Below are 15,354 nucleotides of genomic sequence, written 5' to 3'. Positions count from 1 at the left end.
GCCCATCATCACTCTTTATTTAACCCATCAAAAACCCGCCATTCAGACTGTGTGAAAACCTAGCAATCTGCGCGGTGCTCAAAGAAAATGCTCCGTATCGAAAGATACGGAGCATTTTTCGTTATGGCTTACATCCAAGGACAGTCCCGCAGTCAGACCAGCCTGTTTCCAGTCTCGCTGAGTAAAGGGGACACCCATTAGCCTTGACTCGAGACCGGCTAATGGGTGTCCCCTTTTTTATTCGTGGCGTGAGATGTATCGGCGTTAGGCGTCGGCGCATTGCGCCCTTAACGGACAGCTCAGGCAGTCACTGACCGCTTGGTAGATACATGTTCGAGTTTCAATCAAAGCTGTCGCCAAAAAACATAACTTATAGCAATAAAGAATAACGCTAATTATAAAATAGCATGAAACCTGCAATTTTTGTCAGGCCAAATACCCCCTACAACTACCGTCCAACTTCCAGCATTACAGTCACTACAGTTGTTGCCACCGGGCTCTCCAGGAAACAATCCATTACCCAGCAATGCCTACAAACATCCAGGCTCTTACAATAAAAACTAGGGAATGCTTTTCCCAACCTAACCATAGTTCGACGTGATCCAATGCTTGATCGTGTTGTGGATGACTGAGCAGCACGGGTTTGACGAAAATTGAACCGCTGAAACAAGATCGATGTCACCTATATCGGACTTTTCCGCCTCAAGCCTCACAAATGTCCGTTATAGGTGACATTTGATTCGCTGAGCATAAGCTGCGTCGCATAAATCTCCGACCACAAAAAACCCACCTCTCGGCGTAATGCTGTTCACTTAAGCGGAGCAGCCTTACGGTCTACTGGAAACCGGGTCTTTGATATTTTCACCGTCCTTGGCCTTGAAGGTCTTGGACGGTGATCCAGAAACAATCCTCCGATACCTGCCCTTAACTCTGCCAATCGTCTGCCTGTGGCTGAAATCGGGTTGGCCGCTGCCATCACTATCAGTTGCACGGCAATGTACTGGCAAGCCGGTTTGAAACGAATGTCCGAGGGGGCTCGGCCAAACGCCACCGCCGCCTGGCTGGCTTCCCGACGAATCACGTTATAAGCCAACAAAAGTCCCCAAACCTCCTGATAGACCAAGTCGACTTTTTTGCTACGCAAGGTCACTGCGTTCTGCTGCATCGAGCTCTTGATGTCCCTGAAGCCCAATTCGATCTCCCAGCGTTCCTGATACAGCTTGGCCACGGCCTTGGCGTTGTAGGCGTTAGCCGGCAATGACGTCATGACGGTCTTTAGCTTGCCTTGAATTTCATAACTGACTTCGCGGGCCTCCCAATGCGTTGGAAGGGTCGGGTTTCGCTTCCTGGCCTGCGGCGAGACTTTCATGCGCACCCAACGATCGCTGGCTGTAGCGGGTCACTTCTTCGCAGACCATTCCTTTTTTGCCGGGATCAACCAATGACGGTTGCTACCAGCACTGCTCAGGCTCGACAGCAGTTCGGCCCCCCAGAATCCTTTGTCGAACAACGTCACCGAGTGATCGGGGATCTGCTGCAGGAACTCGTCGGCCAAGCGCATTTCACTGCGTCGGTAAGGGCTCAATTGCGCATCCAGGATCACGTGCGAACGTACATTCATCAACGCCACCAGCGCATGGGAAACGGAGTCTGGCGGTCGCTCGGGGTGTTTCCCGACCCGAAGTGGTCCCGAAGCTCGGGCGTATCCGGGGTGCGCAAGAGTGCTCCGTCCACTGCGAACACCTGCAGTTCATGCCAGGCGTCACCGTCATAGCGCTCCGCGCCCCATTGAGTTCCCGTCTTGCGGAACAGCCACTCAACGGGATCGGCGCCGAGCCGCTTACGCGCTTCGGTCAGACCGCTACGGCCAACAGGTGGTCAGAGGCCAGGCCTTGGGCGCAGATGTTCAAACGTCTGGCCACTTCGTGAACCGGTTCATCACGAAACAGCGCCATGCCGAGCACCAGCCAAAGCACTTGGTCAGCGGGCAGGCGACGTCGACGAATGGTGGCCTGACTGGAAAGATCCAGCGCAGACGCGACCCACTCTATGGGGATGTTTTGGGTGAAGGTGCTCAGGTCGCAGAAGTTGAAAAGGTCGCCGAGGTCGAGCAGGTCCTGTTGAACAGACATAAAAAATCCGATGCCAGATATCTGGCATCGGATTTTCGGATAAGCCCAGCTGAGACTCAAATGCTTAAGTGAACAGCATTACACCTCTCGGCGGGTTTTTCATCAACGCGGTTTAACACTCAGGCTTAATTAACCTTAGCGCTCAACTCACCCTTCAAATACCGCTGATACATCGCTTCCAACGAGATCGGCTTGATCTTCGAAGCATTACCGGCAGTACCAAACTGCTCATAACGCGCAATACACACATCACGCATCGCAGTAACAGTCGCACCGAAGAACTTACGCGGATCGAACTCGCTAGGATTGGTAGCCATCAAACGACGCATCGCACCGGTAGAAGCCAAACGCAGGTCAGTATCAATGTTGACCTTGCGCACGCCGTGCTTGATGCCTTCGACGATTTCTTCAACCGGTACGCCGTAGGTTTCTTTGATGTCGCCGCCGTACTGGTTGATGATCGCCAGCCACTCTTGCGGAACCGAAGACGAACCGTGCATCACCAGGTGGGTGTTCGGGATGCGTTTGTGGATTTCTTTGATGCGGTCGATGGCCAGCACGTCGCCGGTAGGTGGCTTGGTGAACTTGTAGGCGCCGTGGCTGGTGCCGATGGCGATGGCCAGGGCGTCGACCTGGGTTTTCTTGACGAAGTCCGCAGCTTCTTCCGGGTCGGTCAGCATTTGGCTGTGATCCAGAACGCCTTCGGCGCCGATGCCGTCTTCTTCACCGGCCATGCCGGTTTCCAGCGAACCCAGGCAGCCCAGCTCGCCTTCTACCGAGACGCCGCAGGCGTGAGCCATGGCCACGGTTTGTTGGGTGACGCGAACGTTGTAGTCGTAGTCGGTCGGGGTCTTGCCGTCTTCACCCAGGGAGCCGTCCATCATGACCGAGCTGAAGCCCAGTTGGATGGAGCGCTGGCAGACGTCAGGGCTGGTGCCGTGGTCCTGGTGCATGCACACCGGGATGTGCGGGAATTCTTCGATGGCCGCCAGGATCAGGTGACGCAGGAACGGGGCGCCTGCGTATTTGCGAGCACCGGCCGAGGCCTGGACGATCACCGGGGAGTCAGTCTTGTCAGCGGCTTCCATGATGGCGCGCATCTGTTCAAGGTTGTTGACGTTGAAGGCTGGAACGCCGTAGCCGAACTCGGCTGCGTGGTCCAGCATCTGGCGCATGCTGATAAGTGCCATTGTGTGTGTCTCTCCCGGTTGAGGGTCGTTAATCGTGCCAGCCTGCCGTAGCGGCGGCGGCTATTCAAGTTATTGCAGATCGAGGGTTGGCCCGGGCTGCGAATTCGGTGTCACTAAAATCTCAAGAACTACACAGGACCACTGTGGGACATTAGGTCCGTGGTGTGTCAATTACTGCGCTTTACAACCGCGGCCGATCAAATCATTGGTGGCGACCCAGTACACCAGGCCTTCCTCACCTTTTACGTGAAACGCCAGCATGTCGTTGCTGTACAGCGAACCCTCGGCGCCCGGCTCAAGCTTCAAGCGGTAGACCTGATCAGCACCGCCCAGGCGAACATCGACTTCCTTGCGGTTGATGTCAGTGTAGCGCCAGAGCACTTTGGCCTGGCTGTCGCAAGTCCAGGTGGTCCAGCTGTCCGCTGGCTCGGCAGTGTTGAACAGGTTCAAATTGGCGCAACCTGCCAGCAATGCCAGTGCCGCAACGGCGATAAAGCGTTTCATCCGTGTTCCTCGACTGACAGCGCACGCTGCCAGCCTTGAGTAAAGAGTCTGACCCCTCAAGGGCAACCATGTTCCTTGGCCGGGACCTGTGTCTCGTATTTGTCCAGGCCATCGGGCCCCGAGCGCTTGTTGATCACCGGGTTGGTTTCCGCTTGCCAGTCGGCCTGGTAACAGCCTTTATCCGACGCGGATAGCGCGGGTTCCGGCGTGGCTTTCGGGTTACTCCCGCAAGCCGCCAGCATACCCGCGGCGATCAACAGCATTAATGTCCTGACCATGTGAACACTCCTTTGCCTGGTCAAATGCGCGGCCTCAGGCCTTGGCCCGGCTTTCCAGGACTTCAACGGCCGGCAGTACTTTGCCTTCGACGAATTCGAGGAACGCGCCGCCGCCGGTAGAAATGTAGGAGATTTGCTCGGCAACGCCATATTTATCGATGGCTGCCAGGGTGTCGCCGCCGCCAGCGATGGAGAACGCCGAGCTTTCGGCGATGGCCTGGGCCAGCACTTTGGTGCCGTTACCGAACTGGTCGAATTCGAACACACCCACCGGGCCGTTCCACAGGATGGTCTTGGACGACTTCAGCAGCTCGGCGAAATTCGCCGCGGTCTGTGGGCCGATGTCCAGGATCATGTCGTCGGCGGCCACGTCGGCAATCAGCTTGACGGTCGCGGTCGCGCTTTCAGCGAATTCCTTGGCAACCACCACGTCGACCGGCAGCGGAACGCTGACCTTGGCGGCGATTTCGCGAGCGGTGTCCAGCAGGTCCGGCTCGTACAAGGATTTGCCGACCGGGTGACCGGCAGCGGCCAGGAAGGTGTTGGCGATGCCGCCACCGACGATCAGCTGGTTGCAGATCTGGCTCAGGCTGTTGAGCACATCGAGTTTGGTCGACACTTTGGAGCCGGCAACGATAGCGGCCATTGGTTGCGCCGGGGCGCCCAGGGCCTTGCCCAGTGCGTCCAGTTCGGCGGCCAGCAGCGGACCAGCGGCGGCGACTTTGGCGAACTTGGCCACGCCATGGGTCGAACCCTCGGCGCGGTGAGCAGTGCCGAAGGCGTCCATCACGAACACGTCGCACAGGGCGGCGTATTGCTTGGCCAGTTCGTCAGCGTTCTTTTTCTCGCCCTTGTTGAAGCGCACGTTTTCGAACAGCACGATGTCGCCGGCTTTCACGTCGACGCCGCTCAGGTAGTCGGACACCAGCGGCACTTCGCGGCCCAGCGCCTTGCTCAGGTAGTCAGCCACCGGCGCAAGGCTGTTCTCGGCCGAGAACTCGCCTTCGGTCGGACGGCCAAGGTGCGAGCAGACCATCACGGCCGCGCCTTTTTCCAGGGCCAGCTTGATGGTCGGCAGCGAAGCCAGGATTCGCGCATCGCTGGTGACAACACCGTCCTTGACAGGGACGTTGAGGTCTTCGCGGATCAGTACGCGCTTACCTTGCAGATCGAGGTCGGTCATCTTCAACACGGTCATGGGTCGCATTTCCTGGATAGCTGTTTTAGAGAGCAGGTTTTGGTTGTGGTGCAGCTGTTTGCAAATAGTGTTCTGCAACGTCCAGCATTCGATTGGCAAAACCCCATTCGTTGTCGAACCAGGCCAGGATGTTCACCAGCCGTGGGCCGGAAACGCGGGTCTGACTGGCATCGACGATGGCCGAATGTGGGTCATGATTAAAATCACAACTGGCGTGAGGCAACTCGGTGTAGGCCAGAAGGCCTTTGAGCGGGCCATGGGTGGCGGCCTCGCGCAGAATCCGGTTGACCTCGGTGGCGTCGGTATCGCTCACGGTCTGCATCGTAATATCGAGGCAAGACACGTTAACCGTCGGCACCCGCACGGCTTTGGCCTGAATTCGCCCCGCAAGTTCCGGCAGCAGGCGCTCAATGCCTCGCGCCAGACCAGTGGACACCGGAATCACCGACTGGAACGCCGAACGGGTGCGGCGCAGATCTTCGTGGTGATAGGCGTCAATCACCGGCTGATCGTTCATCGCCGAGTGAATGGTGGTGATCGACACGTATTCCAGACCAATGGCCTGGTCCAGCAGGCGCAACAGCGGCACGCCGCAGTTGGTGGTGCAGGACGCGTTGGACACCAGCAGCTCGTCGCCGGTCAGGCAATCCTGGTTTACGCCGTAGACGATGGTGGCGTCGACATCCGCCTCGCTGGCCATCGGCTGGGAGAACAGCACCCGTGGCGCACCGGCGTCGAGGAAACGCTGGCCATCCTGACGGGTGTGGTAAGCGCCGGAGCACTCCAGCACCAGATCGACGCCCAGTGACGCCCAATCGATGCCTTCGGGGGTGGCACTGCGCAGGACCTTCACGCAGTCGCCATTAATATGCAGACAATCGCCCTCGACCCTCACTTCGCCGGGAAACCGCCCGTGAGTGGAGTCGAAGCGTGTCAGGTATTCGATGCTGGCCATGTCGGCCAGATCGTTGATCGCGACAATTTCAAACCCGGCCTTCTCGCCTCGCTCAAACAACGCACGCAAGACGCAACGACCAATCCGGCCGTAGCCGTTGAGTGCAACTTTGTAAGGACGCGGTTGAGGCATGGGGTTCTCGATTACCGTGGTGAATCCGTCATTGCAGTGTTGCCCCACCGACCGCTATCGCGGGCAAGCCCGCTCCCACATGGACGGTGAAAATCCCTGTGGGAGCGGGCTTGCCCGCGATAGCGTCAGAACAGGCAATACATACCCTGAACTTAGTCTTCCAGCAGCTCTTCAGCCTGACCCAGGATGTTTTCCAGGGTGAAGCCGAACTCTTCGAACAAGGCAGGCGCAGGCGCCGACTCGCCGTAGGTGGTCATGCCGATCACGCGGCCTTCCAGGCCCACGTACTTGTACCAGTAGTCCGCGTGGGCGGCTTCGATGGCGATACGCGCGCTGACCTGCAACGGCAGAACCGCTTGCTTGTAGCCGGCGTCCTGGGCTTCGAAGACGCTAGTGCACGGCATCGACACCACACGGACCTTGCGGCCTTGCTCGGTCAATTTGTCGAAGGCTTGAACGGCCAGGCCGACTTCCGAACCGGTGGCGATCAGGATCAGTTCAGGCTCGCCTGCGCAGTCCTTCAGCACGTAACCGCCACGGGCGATCTCTTCGATCTGGATCGCATTGCGGGTTTGGTGCTGCAGGTTCTGACGGGAGAAGATCAGTGCCGAAGGACCGTCGTCACGCTCCAGAGCGCATTTCCAGGCCACTGCCGATTCAACGGCATCGGCTGGACGCCAGGTGTCGAGGTTCGGCGTGCAGCGCAGGCTGGCCAGCTGCTCGATCGGCTGGTGAGTCGGGCCGTCTTCGCCCAGACCGATGGAGTCGTGGGTGAACACATAGATGATGCGTTTCTTCATCAGAGCCGACATGCGCACTGCGTTGCGGGCGTATTCCATGAACATCAGGAAGGTCGCGCCGTAAGGCACCAGGCCGCCGTGCAGGGCCACGCCGTTCATGATCGCGCTCATGCCGAACTCGCGAACGCCGTAGTACATGTAGTTGCCGCTGGCGTCTTCCGCGGTGACGCCTTTGCAACCTTTCCACAGGGTCAGGTTGGAACCGGCCAGGTCAGCCGAACCGCCGAGCAATTCCGGCAGCAGCGGGCCGAACGCGTTCAGGGCGTTCTGGCTGGCTTTACGGCTGGCGATGGTTTCGCCCTTGGCCGCGACTTCAGCGATATACGCCGAGGCTTTTTCAGCGAAGTCTTCCGGCAGGTCACCGCTCAGACGACGAATCAGTTCGTTGGCCAGCTCCGGGAAGGCAGCGGAGTAAGCAGCGAAACGCTGATCCCACTCGGCTTCGGCAGCGCGACCGGCTTCCTTGGCGTCCCACTCGGCATAAATGTTGGCCGGGATTTCGAACGGGCCGTGGTTCCACTTCAGTGCTTCACGGGTCAGGGCGATTTCCGCGTCACCCAATGGGGCGCCGTGGCAGTCTTCCTTGCCTTGCTTGTTCGGCGAACCGAAACCGATGGTGGTCTTGCAGCAGATCAGCGTCGGCTGCTCGCTTTTGCGCGCCGTGTCGATGGCGATCTTGATTTCTTCCGGGTCGTGACCGTCGACGTTGCGGATCACTTGCCAGTTGTAGGCCTCAAAACGCTTCGGCGTGTCGTCGGTGAACCAGCCTTCGACTTCGCCGTCGATGGAGATGCCGTTGTCATCATAGAAGGCGATCAGCTTGCCCAGGCCCAGCGTACCGGCCAGAGAGCTGACTTCGTGGGAAATGCCTTCCATCATGCAGCCATCACCCAGGAACACGTAGGTGTGGTGATCGACAATGTTATGGCCGGGACGGTTGAACTGCGCCGCCAGGACTTTTTCTGCCAGAGCGAAACCCACGGCGTTGGCCAGGCCTTGGCCCAATGGACCGGTGGTGGTTTCAACACCCGGGGTGTAACCGAATTCCGGGTGACCCGGGGTGCGGCTGTGCAACTGGCGGAAGTTTTTCAGGTCATCGATCGACAGGTCGTAGCCGGTCAGGTGCAGCAGCGAGTAGATCAGCATCGAACCGTGACCGTTGGACAGCACGAAGCGGTCACGGTCAGCGAACGATGGATTGCTCGGGCTGTGCTTCAGGTAGTCACGCCAAAGTACTTCGGCGATATCCGCCATACCCATAGGGGCACCGGGATGGCCGCTGTTGGCTTTTTGCACGGCATCCATGCTGAGGGCACGAATGGCGTTGGCACGCTCACGACGGCTGGGCATCGCTGATCTCCTGCGGATATTGAATCGAGAGTGAATAAAACGAAACGGAAAAAAGGCGAGCATTTTCCCTCACCGACCGCCTTCGGGGCAATGACAGATAGTCATCTGAAGGCGTTTTTCCAATGGATAACGACGTATTCGACTGGTGAAACCTTTCCGCCGTTCGTTTGCTGACTGAACCTAACGCTGAGAAGTGCCATCTATCGAGCAATATCAAAACTTTTTGATATTGCTCTTGCGGTGATTTCTGAGCGTCACTAGACTGCTGGCCTTATGAACTTACGCGCACCCTCCATTCGACACGACGATTGCGATGAGCTGGCGGCCCTGTGCAAGGCCGGCGGCGATCCTCTGCGGCTGAATGTATTGCGCGCGCTGGCCAACGATTCGTTTGGCGTACTGGAACTGGCGCAGATCTTCGGCATCGGCCAGTCCGGCATGAGTCATCACCTCAAGGTGTTGGCCCAGGCCGATCTGGTGGCGACCCGTCGTGAAGGCAATGCGATTTTCTACCGTCGCGCCCTGCCTCACACCGATCTGCTGGGTGGCAAGCTGCATGCCGCGCTGCTGGAAGAAGTGGACAACCTGACCCTGCCGACTGACGTTCAGTCGCGGATCGGTCAGGTCCATGGGCAACGGGCGGCGGCCAGCCAGGATTTTTTCTCACGGGTCGCGGAGAAGTTTCGCGCCCAGCAAAGACTTGATCGCCGGCCTGCCGCAATACCGCGAAAGCGTGGTGGCACTGCTCGACAAGTTGAGTTTCGGCCCCGGCGCCACAGCCATCGAAGTGGGCCCTGGCGACGGCGGTTTTTTGCCAGAACTGGCGCGTCGTTTCGCTCAAGTCACGGCGCTGGACAACAGCCCGGCGATGCTCGATCTGGCCCGTCAGGTCTGTGAACGTGAAACGCTGGCTAACGTCAGCCTGCAATTGGCCGATGCATTGAACGGTGTAAGCCTCAAGGCTGATTGCGTTGTATTGAACATGGTACTGCACCATTTCGCCGCGCCGGCCGAAGCACTCAAGCGCATGGCCGACTTGCTGCAACCGGGCGGTAGCCTGCTCGTGACAGAGTTATGTAGCCACAACCAGAGTTGGGCCAGGGAGGCCTGCGGTGATCTGTGGTTGGGGTTTGAACAGGACGATCTGGCCCGTTGGGCCACCGCTGCGGGACTCGTTCCCGGGGAAAGCCTCTATGTAGGCTTACGTAATGGTTTCCAGATTCAGGTCCGCCATTTTCAGCGACCGGCTGGCGACACTCACCATCGGTAAATTCAGGAAAAAATCGAGATGAGCGAATACTCCCTCTTCACCTCCGAGTCCGTGTCCGAAGGGCATCCGGACAAAATCGCCGACCAGATTTCCGATGCGGTGCTGGACGCCATCATTGCTGAAGACAAATTCGCCCGTGTAGCGGTCGAGACTCTGGTAAAAACCGGCGTGGCAATCATTGCAGGTGAAGTCACCACGTCGGCCTGGGTCGACCTGGAAGACATCGTCCGGAACGTGATTCTCGACATCGGCTACAACAGCTCCAATGTCGGTTTCGACGGCGCGACCTGCGGCGTGATGAACATCATCGGCAAGCAGTCCCCTGACATCAACCAAGGTGTTGATCGTGCCAAGCCTGAAGACCAGGGCGCCGGCGACCAGGGCCTGATGTTCGGCTACGCCAGCAACGAAACCGACGTGCTGATGCCCGCACCGATCACCTTCTCGCACCAGTTGGTTCAACGTCAGGCTGAAGCCCGTAAATCCGGCCTGCTGCCTTGGCTGCGCCCGGACGCCAAGTCCCAAGTGACTTGCCGTTACGAAGGCGGCAAGGTTGTCGGTATCGACGCCGTTGTACTGTCGACCCAGCACAACCCTGACGTGTCCTACAAAGACCTGCGCGAAGGCGTGATGGAACTGATCGTCAAGCACGTACTGCCTGCCGAGCTGCTGTCCAAGGACACCCAGTTCCACATCAACCCGACCGGCCAATTCATCATCGGTGGCCCGGTTGGCGACTGCGGCCTGACCGGTCGCAAGATCATCGTCGACAGCTACGGCGGCATGGCCCGTCACGGCGGCGGCGCATTCTCCGGCAAGGATCCATCGAAGGTTGACCGTTCGGCAGCCTACGCCGGTCGTTACGTGGCCAAGAACATCGTCGCTGCCGGCCTGGCCGAGCGTTGCGAGATCCAGGTTTCCTACGCGATTGGTGTTGCCCAGCCTACGTCGATTTCGTTGAACACCTTCGGCACCGGCAAAATCAGCGACGACAAGATCGTCAAACTGGTTCGCGAAGTGTTCGACCTGCGTCCATACGCGATCACCACCATGCTCGACCTGCTGCACCCGATGTACCAGGAAACCGCAGCGTACGGCCACTTCGGTCGCACTCCGGCAACCAAGACTGTGGGCGACGACACGTTCACCACTTTCACCTGGGAAAAAACCGACCGCGCCGACGACCTGCGTGTCGCGGCCGGCCTGTAAGACTTCCCCGGCGGTACCCAAAGCCCCGCACGGTTTGCCGTGCGGGGCTTTTTATTGCCTTGCTGCTTGAGACCGTGTCGCCGCCTTCGCGAGCAAGAGGCCAGCCCGGTCACCTCTGCCTCATGCCAGAAACACTCAGCAAAAAAACCACCCTTCGCGCCTACCAGTACTGATCTAGCCTTCAAGCATCCCAACGAGCAAGGACGCTCTCGATGCTGCCCAACCTGCGCCTGTTTTTCGGTTTCCTGCTGACCCTCACCTACCTGACCGCCAATGCCGCCGAATGCCCCGACTGGCCGCCCGCCCGCGCGCAGGAAGAAATCACCACCCTGCAACAGCAAATCGATCGCTGGGACGACAGCTACCACCGTGAAGGCCAGTCGCTGATCGCCGATGAACTCTACGATCAGTCCCGCGCGCGACTGACCGAATGGCGCGAGTGCTTTGATTCAGGCCCCTCCACCGAACCATTGCGTACGGCTGGCGGCACGGTGGCTCACCCCATCGCCCACACCGGCCTGGAAAAACTACGCGATGGGCGCGCTGTCGAAGCCTGGCTAAAAGATCGGGGAGAGGTCTGGATTCAGCCCAAGGTCGACGGCGTGGCGGTGACGTTGATCTATCGCAACGGCCGGCTGCATCAGGCGATCAGTCGGGGGGATGGGGTAAAGGGCCAGGACTGGACCGCCTCGGCGCGCCAGATCGCCGCCATCCCTCAAAAGCTTCCGCGGTCGCTGGACTTGCTGCTGCAAGGCGAACTCTATTGGCGCCTGAGCGAACACGTACAAGCCCAGGCTGGCAGCCTCAATGCCCGCGCCACGGTGGCCGGGTTGATGGCACGCAAGGTGCTGAGCACCGAGCAAGCCGCCGGTATCGGATTATTTGTCTGGGACTGGCCGCAAGGCCCGAAAAATCTGCCCGACCGGGTGGCGGCTCTGGATGAATTGGGGTTCCCGAGCACGGCGCCCTACAGTCAGCGGATCAAGGCATTTGCCGATGCCGAACGCTGGCGCGATCACTGGTATCGCTCCCCCCTGCCCTTTGCCAGCGATGGCATCGTTATGCGTCAGGGCCAACGCCCATCGGCCGAGCGTTGGCAGGCGAAAACGCCTTACTGGAGCGTCGCCTGGAAATACCCCTTTGCCCAAGCGCTGGCCGAGGTGCGCAAGGTCCACTTCAAGATCGGGCGGACCGGCCGGATCACGCCGGTGCTGGATCTGGCGCCGGTGATGCTCGATGACCGGCAAATCAAGCGCGTGAGCGTCAGCTCGCTGCAACGCTGGGAAGCGCTGGACATTCGTCCCGGCGATCGGGTCGCCATCAGCCTGGCGGGGCTGACCATCCCCAGGCTCGAGGGTGTCGTATTGCGCAGCACCGAACGCCCTGTATTGAACGTACCGCGGGCGGCAGACTTTCATTCTTTAAGCTGCTGGCAACCAACACCAGGATGTGAAAGCCAATTCCTCGCACGCCTGACCTGGCTCAGCGGCAAACAGGGGCTGGCCTTGGCTCACGTCGGGCCAGGCACCTGGGAGAAACTGCTCAAGGCTGAACGTCTTGGCAACCTGCTCGATTGGTTGACCCTCGATGAGCAAGAGCTTGCTAACATTGACGGCTTCGGCGAGCGCAGCAGTGTTCGTCTCTTGAACAGTTTCAACAGCGCCCGACAACGTCCGTTCGCTCGCTGGCTCAAAGCCTTGGGCTTGCCGCCGACCGGCCAAGCCAACCTGGCCGACTCCTGGCAGGCGCTGGCGCAACGAAACACCGAACAATGGCAGGCCGAAGCCGGCATCGGCCCGGGGCGCGCAGCGCAATTGAGCGCATTTTTCCGCGACCCGCAGGTCCTGGCCTTGAGTGAAACATTACGTGTTGCCGGGATTGACGGCTTCTAGACGCCAGCCCGGCCCGAGAACCGGGAACCCAAAGGTGCCGATGCGCTCAAACAGCCCATCGCTATATCGAATTTTTCACCTGGAGCTTTTATGAAACTTCTTTCACCGCTCGCCTTGTTGACCCTGTGCAGCGTGATGGCCGCTCCATTGATGGCCGCCGAAGATGCACCGGGCCTCACCGGCTGCGCCGCCAAAAAACAAGGCATCATCAACCAGATTGAACTGGCCAAGTCTCGCGGCAACGCCGATCAACAGGCGGGCCTGGAAACTGCCCTGAGCGAAGTCACTGCCCACTGCACCGACGCCTCCTTGAAGAAGGAACGGGAAAACAAGGTGCTCGACGCCAAGCACGAAGTCAGCACACGTCAGGCCGACCTCGACAAGGCAATGAAAAAAGGCGACGCCGAGAAGATCAACAAGCGCAAAGACAAACTGGCTCAATCGCGCAAAGAGTTGCAGGAAGCGCTGGATGAGCTGGATAAGTAAGCAATCATTTTGAACTCAAAAGATCGCAACCTCCGACAGTTCCTACCTGCGATCTTTTCTGGAATCAATGATCCCGAAACTCTTTATGGCACGCACTGCAGGCATCTTCGACTTTCTGTACCGCCGGCCCCAGATTACTGACCTTGTAGGGCTGAACCTTGCTGGCAATCACCAGGTCACCGGTGGCGCCTTCAAGAGTGCGGGCCATTTCCTGGAAGCGTGCCTGCTTCTGCCAGACATCGTCCTTGGCGCTGGTGTGATCTTCTTCGCGCACCTGCGGGAAATGTTTCCACGGCTCATGGGACAAAGCATCGAGTTTCATGGCGCCGTCGACGAATTTCGGGCCATCGAACGGAATACGCCCACGCAACATACCGCCCAGGTCTTCGCCGGTCTTGAGCATCTGCTTGAAGATCGCCTTGCGCTGACCCAGCGGCGAGTTCGGGTCGACTCCACCGCAGGCGGACAAGGTCAGGCAGGCCAGCAATACAACAGAAAGTCTTTTAAGAGTCATGGTGGCTTCAGGTCACTGGAAACGGCGGCCAGTATCCTCGCGTCACCGGCAAAGACCAATAGCCCTATTATCAATACGGGTTGTTTGAGCGCATGGAGCACTCAGGCAACCGACAAAGGAATTACTCCATGAACAGCCGTTTCAAGGCATGGCGTCACAATCTGGCCTGGACCCTTCCGATGGTGGCCGTGCTGGCAGGTTGCACCGGCGGCGACAGCAGCAAACCGAAAACCCATGCACTGGCGACCTACTCCAGCGCCACTTGGGAAGCGCTTCCGGCGGTGTCCGACAACGACCTCGTCGCCGGCTTCGGCTCGTGGCGCAGCGCCTGCACCCGACTCAAGGCTGACCCGGTCTGGGGCGGCACCTGTGCAGCTTCCGTCAATGTGCAGCCAACCGCCAATGACATCCGTGGTTTCCTCAAACAGAACCTGGACGTCTATGGCCTGCGTGCCGCCAATGACAACCCCAACGGTCTGATTACCGGTTACTACGAACCGGTGTACCCCGGCAGCCTGACCCAGACCGAGGAAGCCAACATCCCGGTGTACGGTGTGCCCGAGGACATGATCATCGTCTCGCTGGACAGTATCTATCCGGAACTCAAAGGCAAGCGCCTGCGGGGCAGACTCGAAGGTCGCGTGCTCAAGCCGTACGACGACGCGGCAACGATTGAAACCAACGGTGTGAAGGCGCCGGTGATTGCCTGGCTGACCGACCCGATGAACCTGCAGTTTCTGCAAATCCAGGGTTCGGGTCGCATCCAGCTTGATGACGGTCGTCAATTGCGCATCGGCTATGCCGACCAGAACGGCCACCCCTATCGCCCCATCGGCCGCTGGCTGGTGGACCAAGGTGAGCTGAAGAAAGAAGACGTGACCATGGGTGCTATCAGCACCTGGGCCAAGGCCAATCCTGCGCGCATTCCCGAACTGCTCGGCAGCAACCCCAGCTACGTGTTCTTCACCCGCAACCCCGACAGCAATGAAGGGCCACGCGGTTCGCTGAATGTACCGCTGACCGCGGGTTATAGCGCGGCGGTGGACCGCAAGGTGATTCCGCTCGGCAGTCTGTTGTGGTTATCGACCACACGCCCGGACGGCAGCGCGCTGGTACGTCCGGTGGCCGCGCAAGATACTGGCGGCGCGATTGCCGGCGAGGTCCGCGCGGACCTGTTCTGGGGCACGGGCGAGGCGGCCGGGCAATTGGCCGGCGACATGAAACAGCAGGGACAGATCTGGATGCTTTGGCCTAAAGGGGCGGCGTTGCCTCAAGTGCCGCAGGTTGCCGATACGGCTAAAGCTAATCCTTAAGAGTTGGATCGACAGCACTACTGCATTCGCGAGCAAGCCCGCTCCTACATTGAATTATCGGCGGACACACATCTTGTGTTCACTGAAGATTCAATGTGGGAGCGGGCTTGCTCGCGAAGAGGCCCTGACAA

Annotated in this window: 11 protein-coding genes and 2 pseudogenes; 5 read left to right on the top strand and 8 right to left on the bottom strand. The window is 59.2% G+C overall.

Annotated features, from left to right (window positions below; genetic code table 11):
* Positions 1 to 808 precede the first annotated feature (808 nt).
* The 7 genes and pseudogenes from PSH65_RS02320 to tkt all read right to left on the bottom strand — a co-directional run bounded on the left by PSH65_RS02320 (position 809) and on the right by tkt (position 8,539).
* Positions 809 to 2,132, bottom strand: a pseudogene (locus PSH65_RS02320) (IS4 family transposase).
* Positions 2,133 to 2,257: 125 nt separating this feature from the next.
* Positions 2,258 to 3,322 carry a class II fructose-bisphosphate aldolase gene (fba, locus tag PSH65_RS02315; protein ID WP_305424761.1) on the bottom strand — a complete coding sequence of 355 codons (1,065 nt, stop codon included), beginning with the start codon at positions 3,320 to 3,322 and terminating at the stop codon, positions 2,258 to 2,260.
* A gap of 171 nt (positions 3,323 to 3,493) precedes the next feature.
* Positions 3,494 to 3,826: an MliC family protein gene (locus PSH65_RS02310; protein WP_305424760.1), complete on the bottom strand. Its 333-nt coding sequence runs from the start codon at positions 3,824 to 3,826 to the stop codon at positions 3,494 to 3,496.
* A 56-nt stretch (positions 3,827 to 3,882) separates the two neighbouring features.
* Positions 3,883 to 4,104: a hypothetical protein gene (locus PSH65_RS02305; RefSeq protein ID WP_305424758.1), complete on the bottom strand. Its 222-nt coding sequence runs from the start codon at positions 4,102 to 4,104 to the stop codon at positions 3,883 to 3,885.
* Positions 4,105 to 4,138: 34 nt separating this feature from the next.
* Entirely contained in the window at positions 4,139 to 5,302 is a 1,164-nt protein-coding gene (locus tag PSH65_RS02300; protein WP_305424757.1) for a phosphoglycerate kinase, read from the bottom strand.
* A 25-nt stretch (positions 5,303 to 5,327) separates the two neighbouring features.
* Positions 5,328 to 6,389, bottom strand: coding sequence for an erythrose-4-phosphate dehydrogenase (gene epd, locus PSH65_RS02295; protein ID WP_305424756.1), 1,062 nt, complete (start codon positions 6,387 to 6,389; stop codon positions 5,328 to 5,330).
* 152 nt (positions 6,390 to 6,541) lie between these two features.
* Positions 6,542 to 8,539, bottom strand: coding sequence for a transketolase (tkt, locus tag PSH65_RS02290; protein ID WP_305424754.1), 1,998 nt, complete (start codon positions 8,537 to 8,539; stop codon positions 6,542 to 6,544).
* Between the two features lie 273 nt (positions 8,540 to 8,812).
* Here tkt and PSH65_RS02285 point away from each other — a divergent pair.
* From PSH65_RS02285 to PSH65_RS02270, 4 genes and pseudogenes are all read left to right on the top strand, one after another.
* A pseudogene (locus PSH65_RS02285) lies at positions 8,813 to 9,809 on the top strand (ArsR/SmtB family transcription factor).
* A gap of 18 nt (positions 9,810 to 9,827) precedes the next feature.
* Positions 9,828 to 11,018: a methionine adenosyltransferase gene (gene metK / locus PSH65_RS02280; RefSeq protein WP_123500165.1), complete on the top strand. Its 1,191-nt coding sequence runs from the start codon at positions 9,828 to 9,830 to the stop codon at positions 11,016 to 11,018.
* Positions 11,019 to 11,230: 212 nt separating this feature from the next.
* Positions 11,231 to 12,910 carry an NAD-dependent DNA ligase LigB gene (gene ligB, locus PSH65_RS02275; RefSeq protein WP_305424751.1) on the top strand — a complete coding sequence of 560 codons (1,680 nt, stop codon included), beginning with the start codon at positions 11,231 to 11,233 and terminating at the stop codon, positions 12,908 to 12,910.
* 90 nt (positions 12,911 to 13,000) lie between these two features.
* On the top strand, positions 13,001 to 13,396 hold the full coding sequence (locus PSH65_RS02270) for a DUF1090 domain-containing protein (protein ID WP_253546534.1): 396 nt from the start codon (positions 13,001 to 13,003) through the stop codon (positions 13,394 to 13,396).
* A 64-nt stretch (positions 13,397 to 13,460) separates the two neighbouring features.
* Here the strand turns inward: PSH65_RS02270 and PSH65_RS02265 are convergent, their stop codons facing one another.
* On the bottom strand, positions 13,461 to 13,910 hold the full coding sequence (locus PSH65_RS02265) for a cytochrome c (protein WP_305424750.1): 450 nt from the start codon (positions 13,908 to 13,910) through the stop codon (positions 13,461 to 13,463).
* A 128-nt stretch (positions 13,911 to 14,038) separates the two neighbouring features.
* Between PSH65_RS02265 and PSH65_RS02260 the strand changes: the two genes are divergently transcribed.
* On the top strand, positions 14,039 to 15,223 hold the full coding sequence (locus PSH65_RS02260; RefSeq protein ID WP_305424749.1) for a murein transglycosylase A: 1,185 nt from the start codon (positions 14,039 to 14,041) through the stop codon (positions 15,221 to 15,223).
* Positions 15,224 to 15,354 lie beyond the last annotated feature (131 nt).

Source organism: Pseudomonas sp. FP603 (assembly GCF_030687415.1).
In the GTDB taxonomy this organism is placed as follows: Bacteria; Pseudomonadota; Gammaproteobacteria; order Pseudomonadales; family Pseudomonadaceae; genus Aquipseudomonas; species Aquipseudomonas wuhanensis.
This window is presented reverse-complemented; position numbering and strand designations above follow the sequence as displayed.

Bases quoted from the DNA above. Each gene is read 5' to 3' on its own strand.
- PSH65_RS02260 (WP_305424749.1), top strand. From the start codon at position 14,039: ATGAACAGCCGTTTCAAGGCATGGCGTCACAATCTGGCCTGGACCCTT.
- PSH65_RS02265 (WP_305424750.1), bottom strand. From the start codon at position 13,910: ATGACTCTTAAAAGACTTTCTGTTGTATTGCTGGCCTGCCTGACCTTG.
- ligB (WP_305424751.1), top strand. From the start codon at position 11,231: ATGCTGCCCAACCTGCGCCTGTTTTTCGGTTTCCTGCTGACCCTCACC.
- tkt (WP_305424754.1), bottom strand. From the start codon at position 8,539: ATGCCCAGCCGTCGTGAGCGTGCCAACGCCATTCGTGCCCTCAGCATG.
- PSH65_RS02270 (WP_253546534.1), top strand. From the start codon at position 13,001: ATGAAACTTCTTTCACCGCTCGCCTTGTTGACCCTGTGCAGCGTGATG.
- PSH65_RS02300 (WP_305424757.1), bottom strand. From the start codon at position 5,302: ATGACCGTGTTGAAGATGACCGACCTCGATCTGCAAGGTAAGCGCGTA.
- metK (WP_123500165.1), top strand. From the start codon at position 9,828: ATGAGCGAATACTCCCTCTTCACCTCCGAGTCCGTGTCCGAAGGGCAT.
- epd (WP_305424756.1), bottom strand. From the start codon at position 6,389: ATGCCTCAACCGCGTCCTTACAAAGTTGCACTCAACGGCTACGGCCGG.
- PSH65_RS02310 (WP_305424760.1), bottom strand. From the start codon at position 3,826: ATGAAACGCTTTATCGCCGTTGCGGCACTGGCATTGCTGGCAGGTTGC.
- PSH65_RS02305 (WP_305424758.1), bottom strand. From the start codon at position 4,104: ATGGTCAGGACATTAATGCTGTTGATCGCCGCGGGTATGCTGGCGGCT.
- fba (WP_305424761.1), bottom strand. From the start codon at position 3,322: ATGGCACTTATCAGCATGCGCCAGATGCTGGACCACGCAGCCGAGTTC.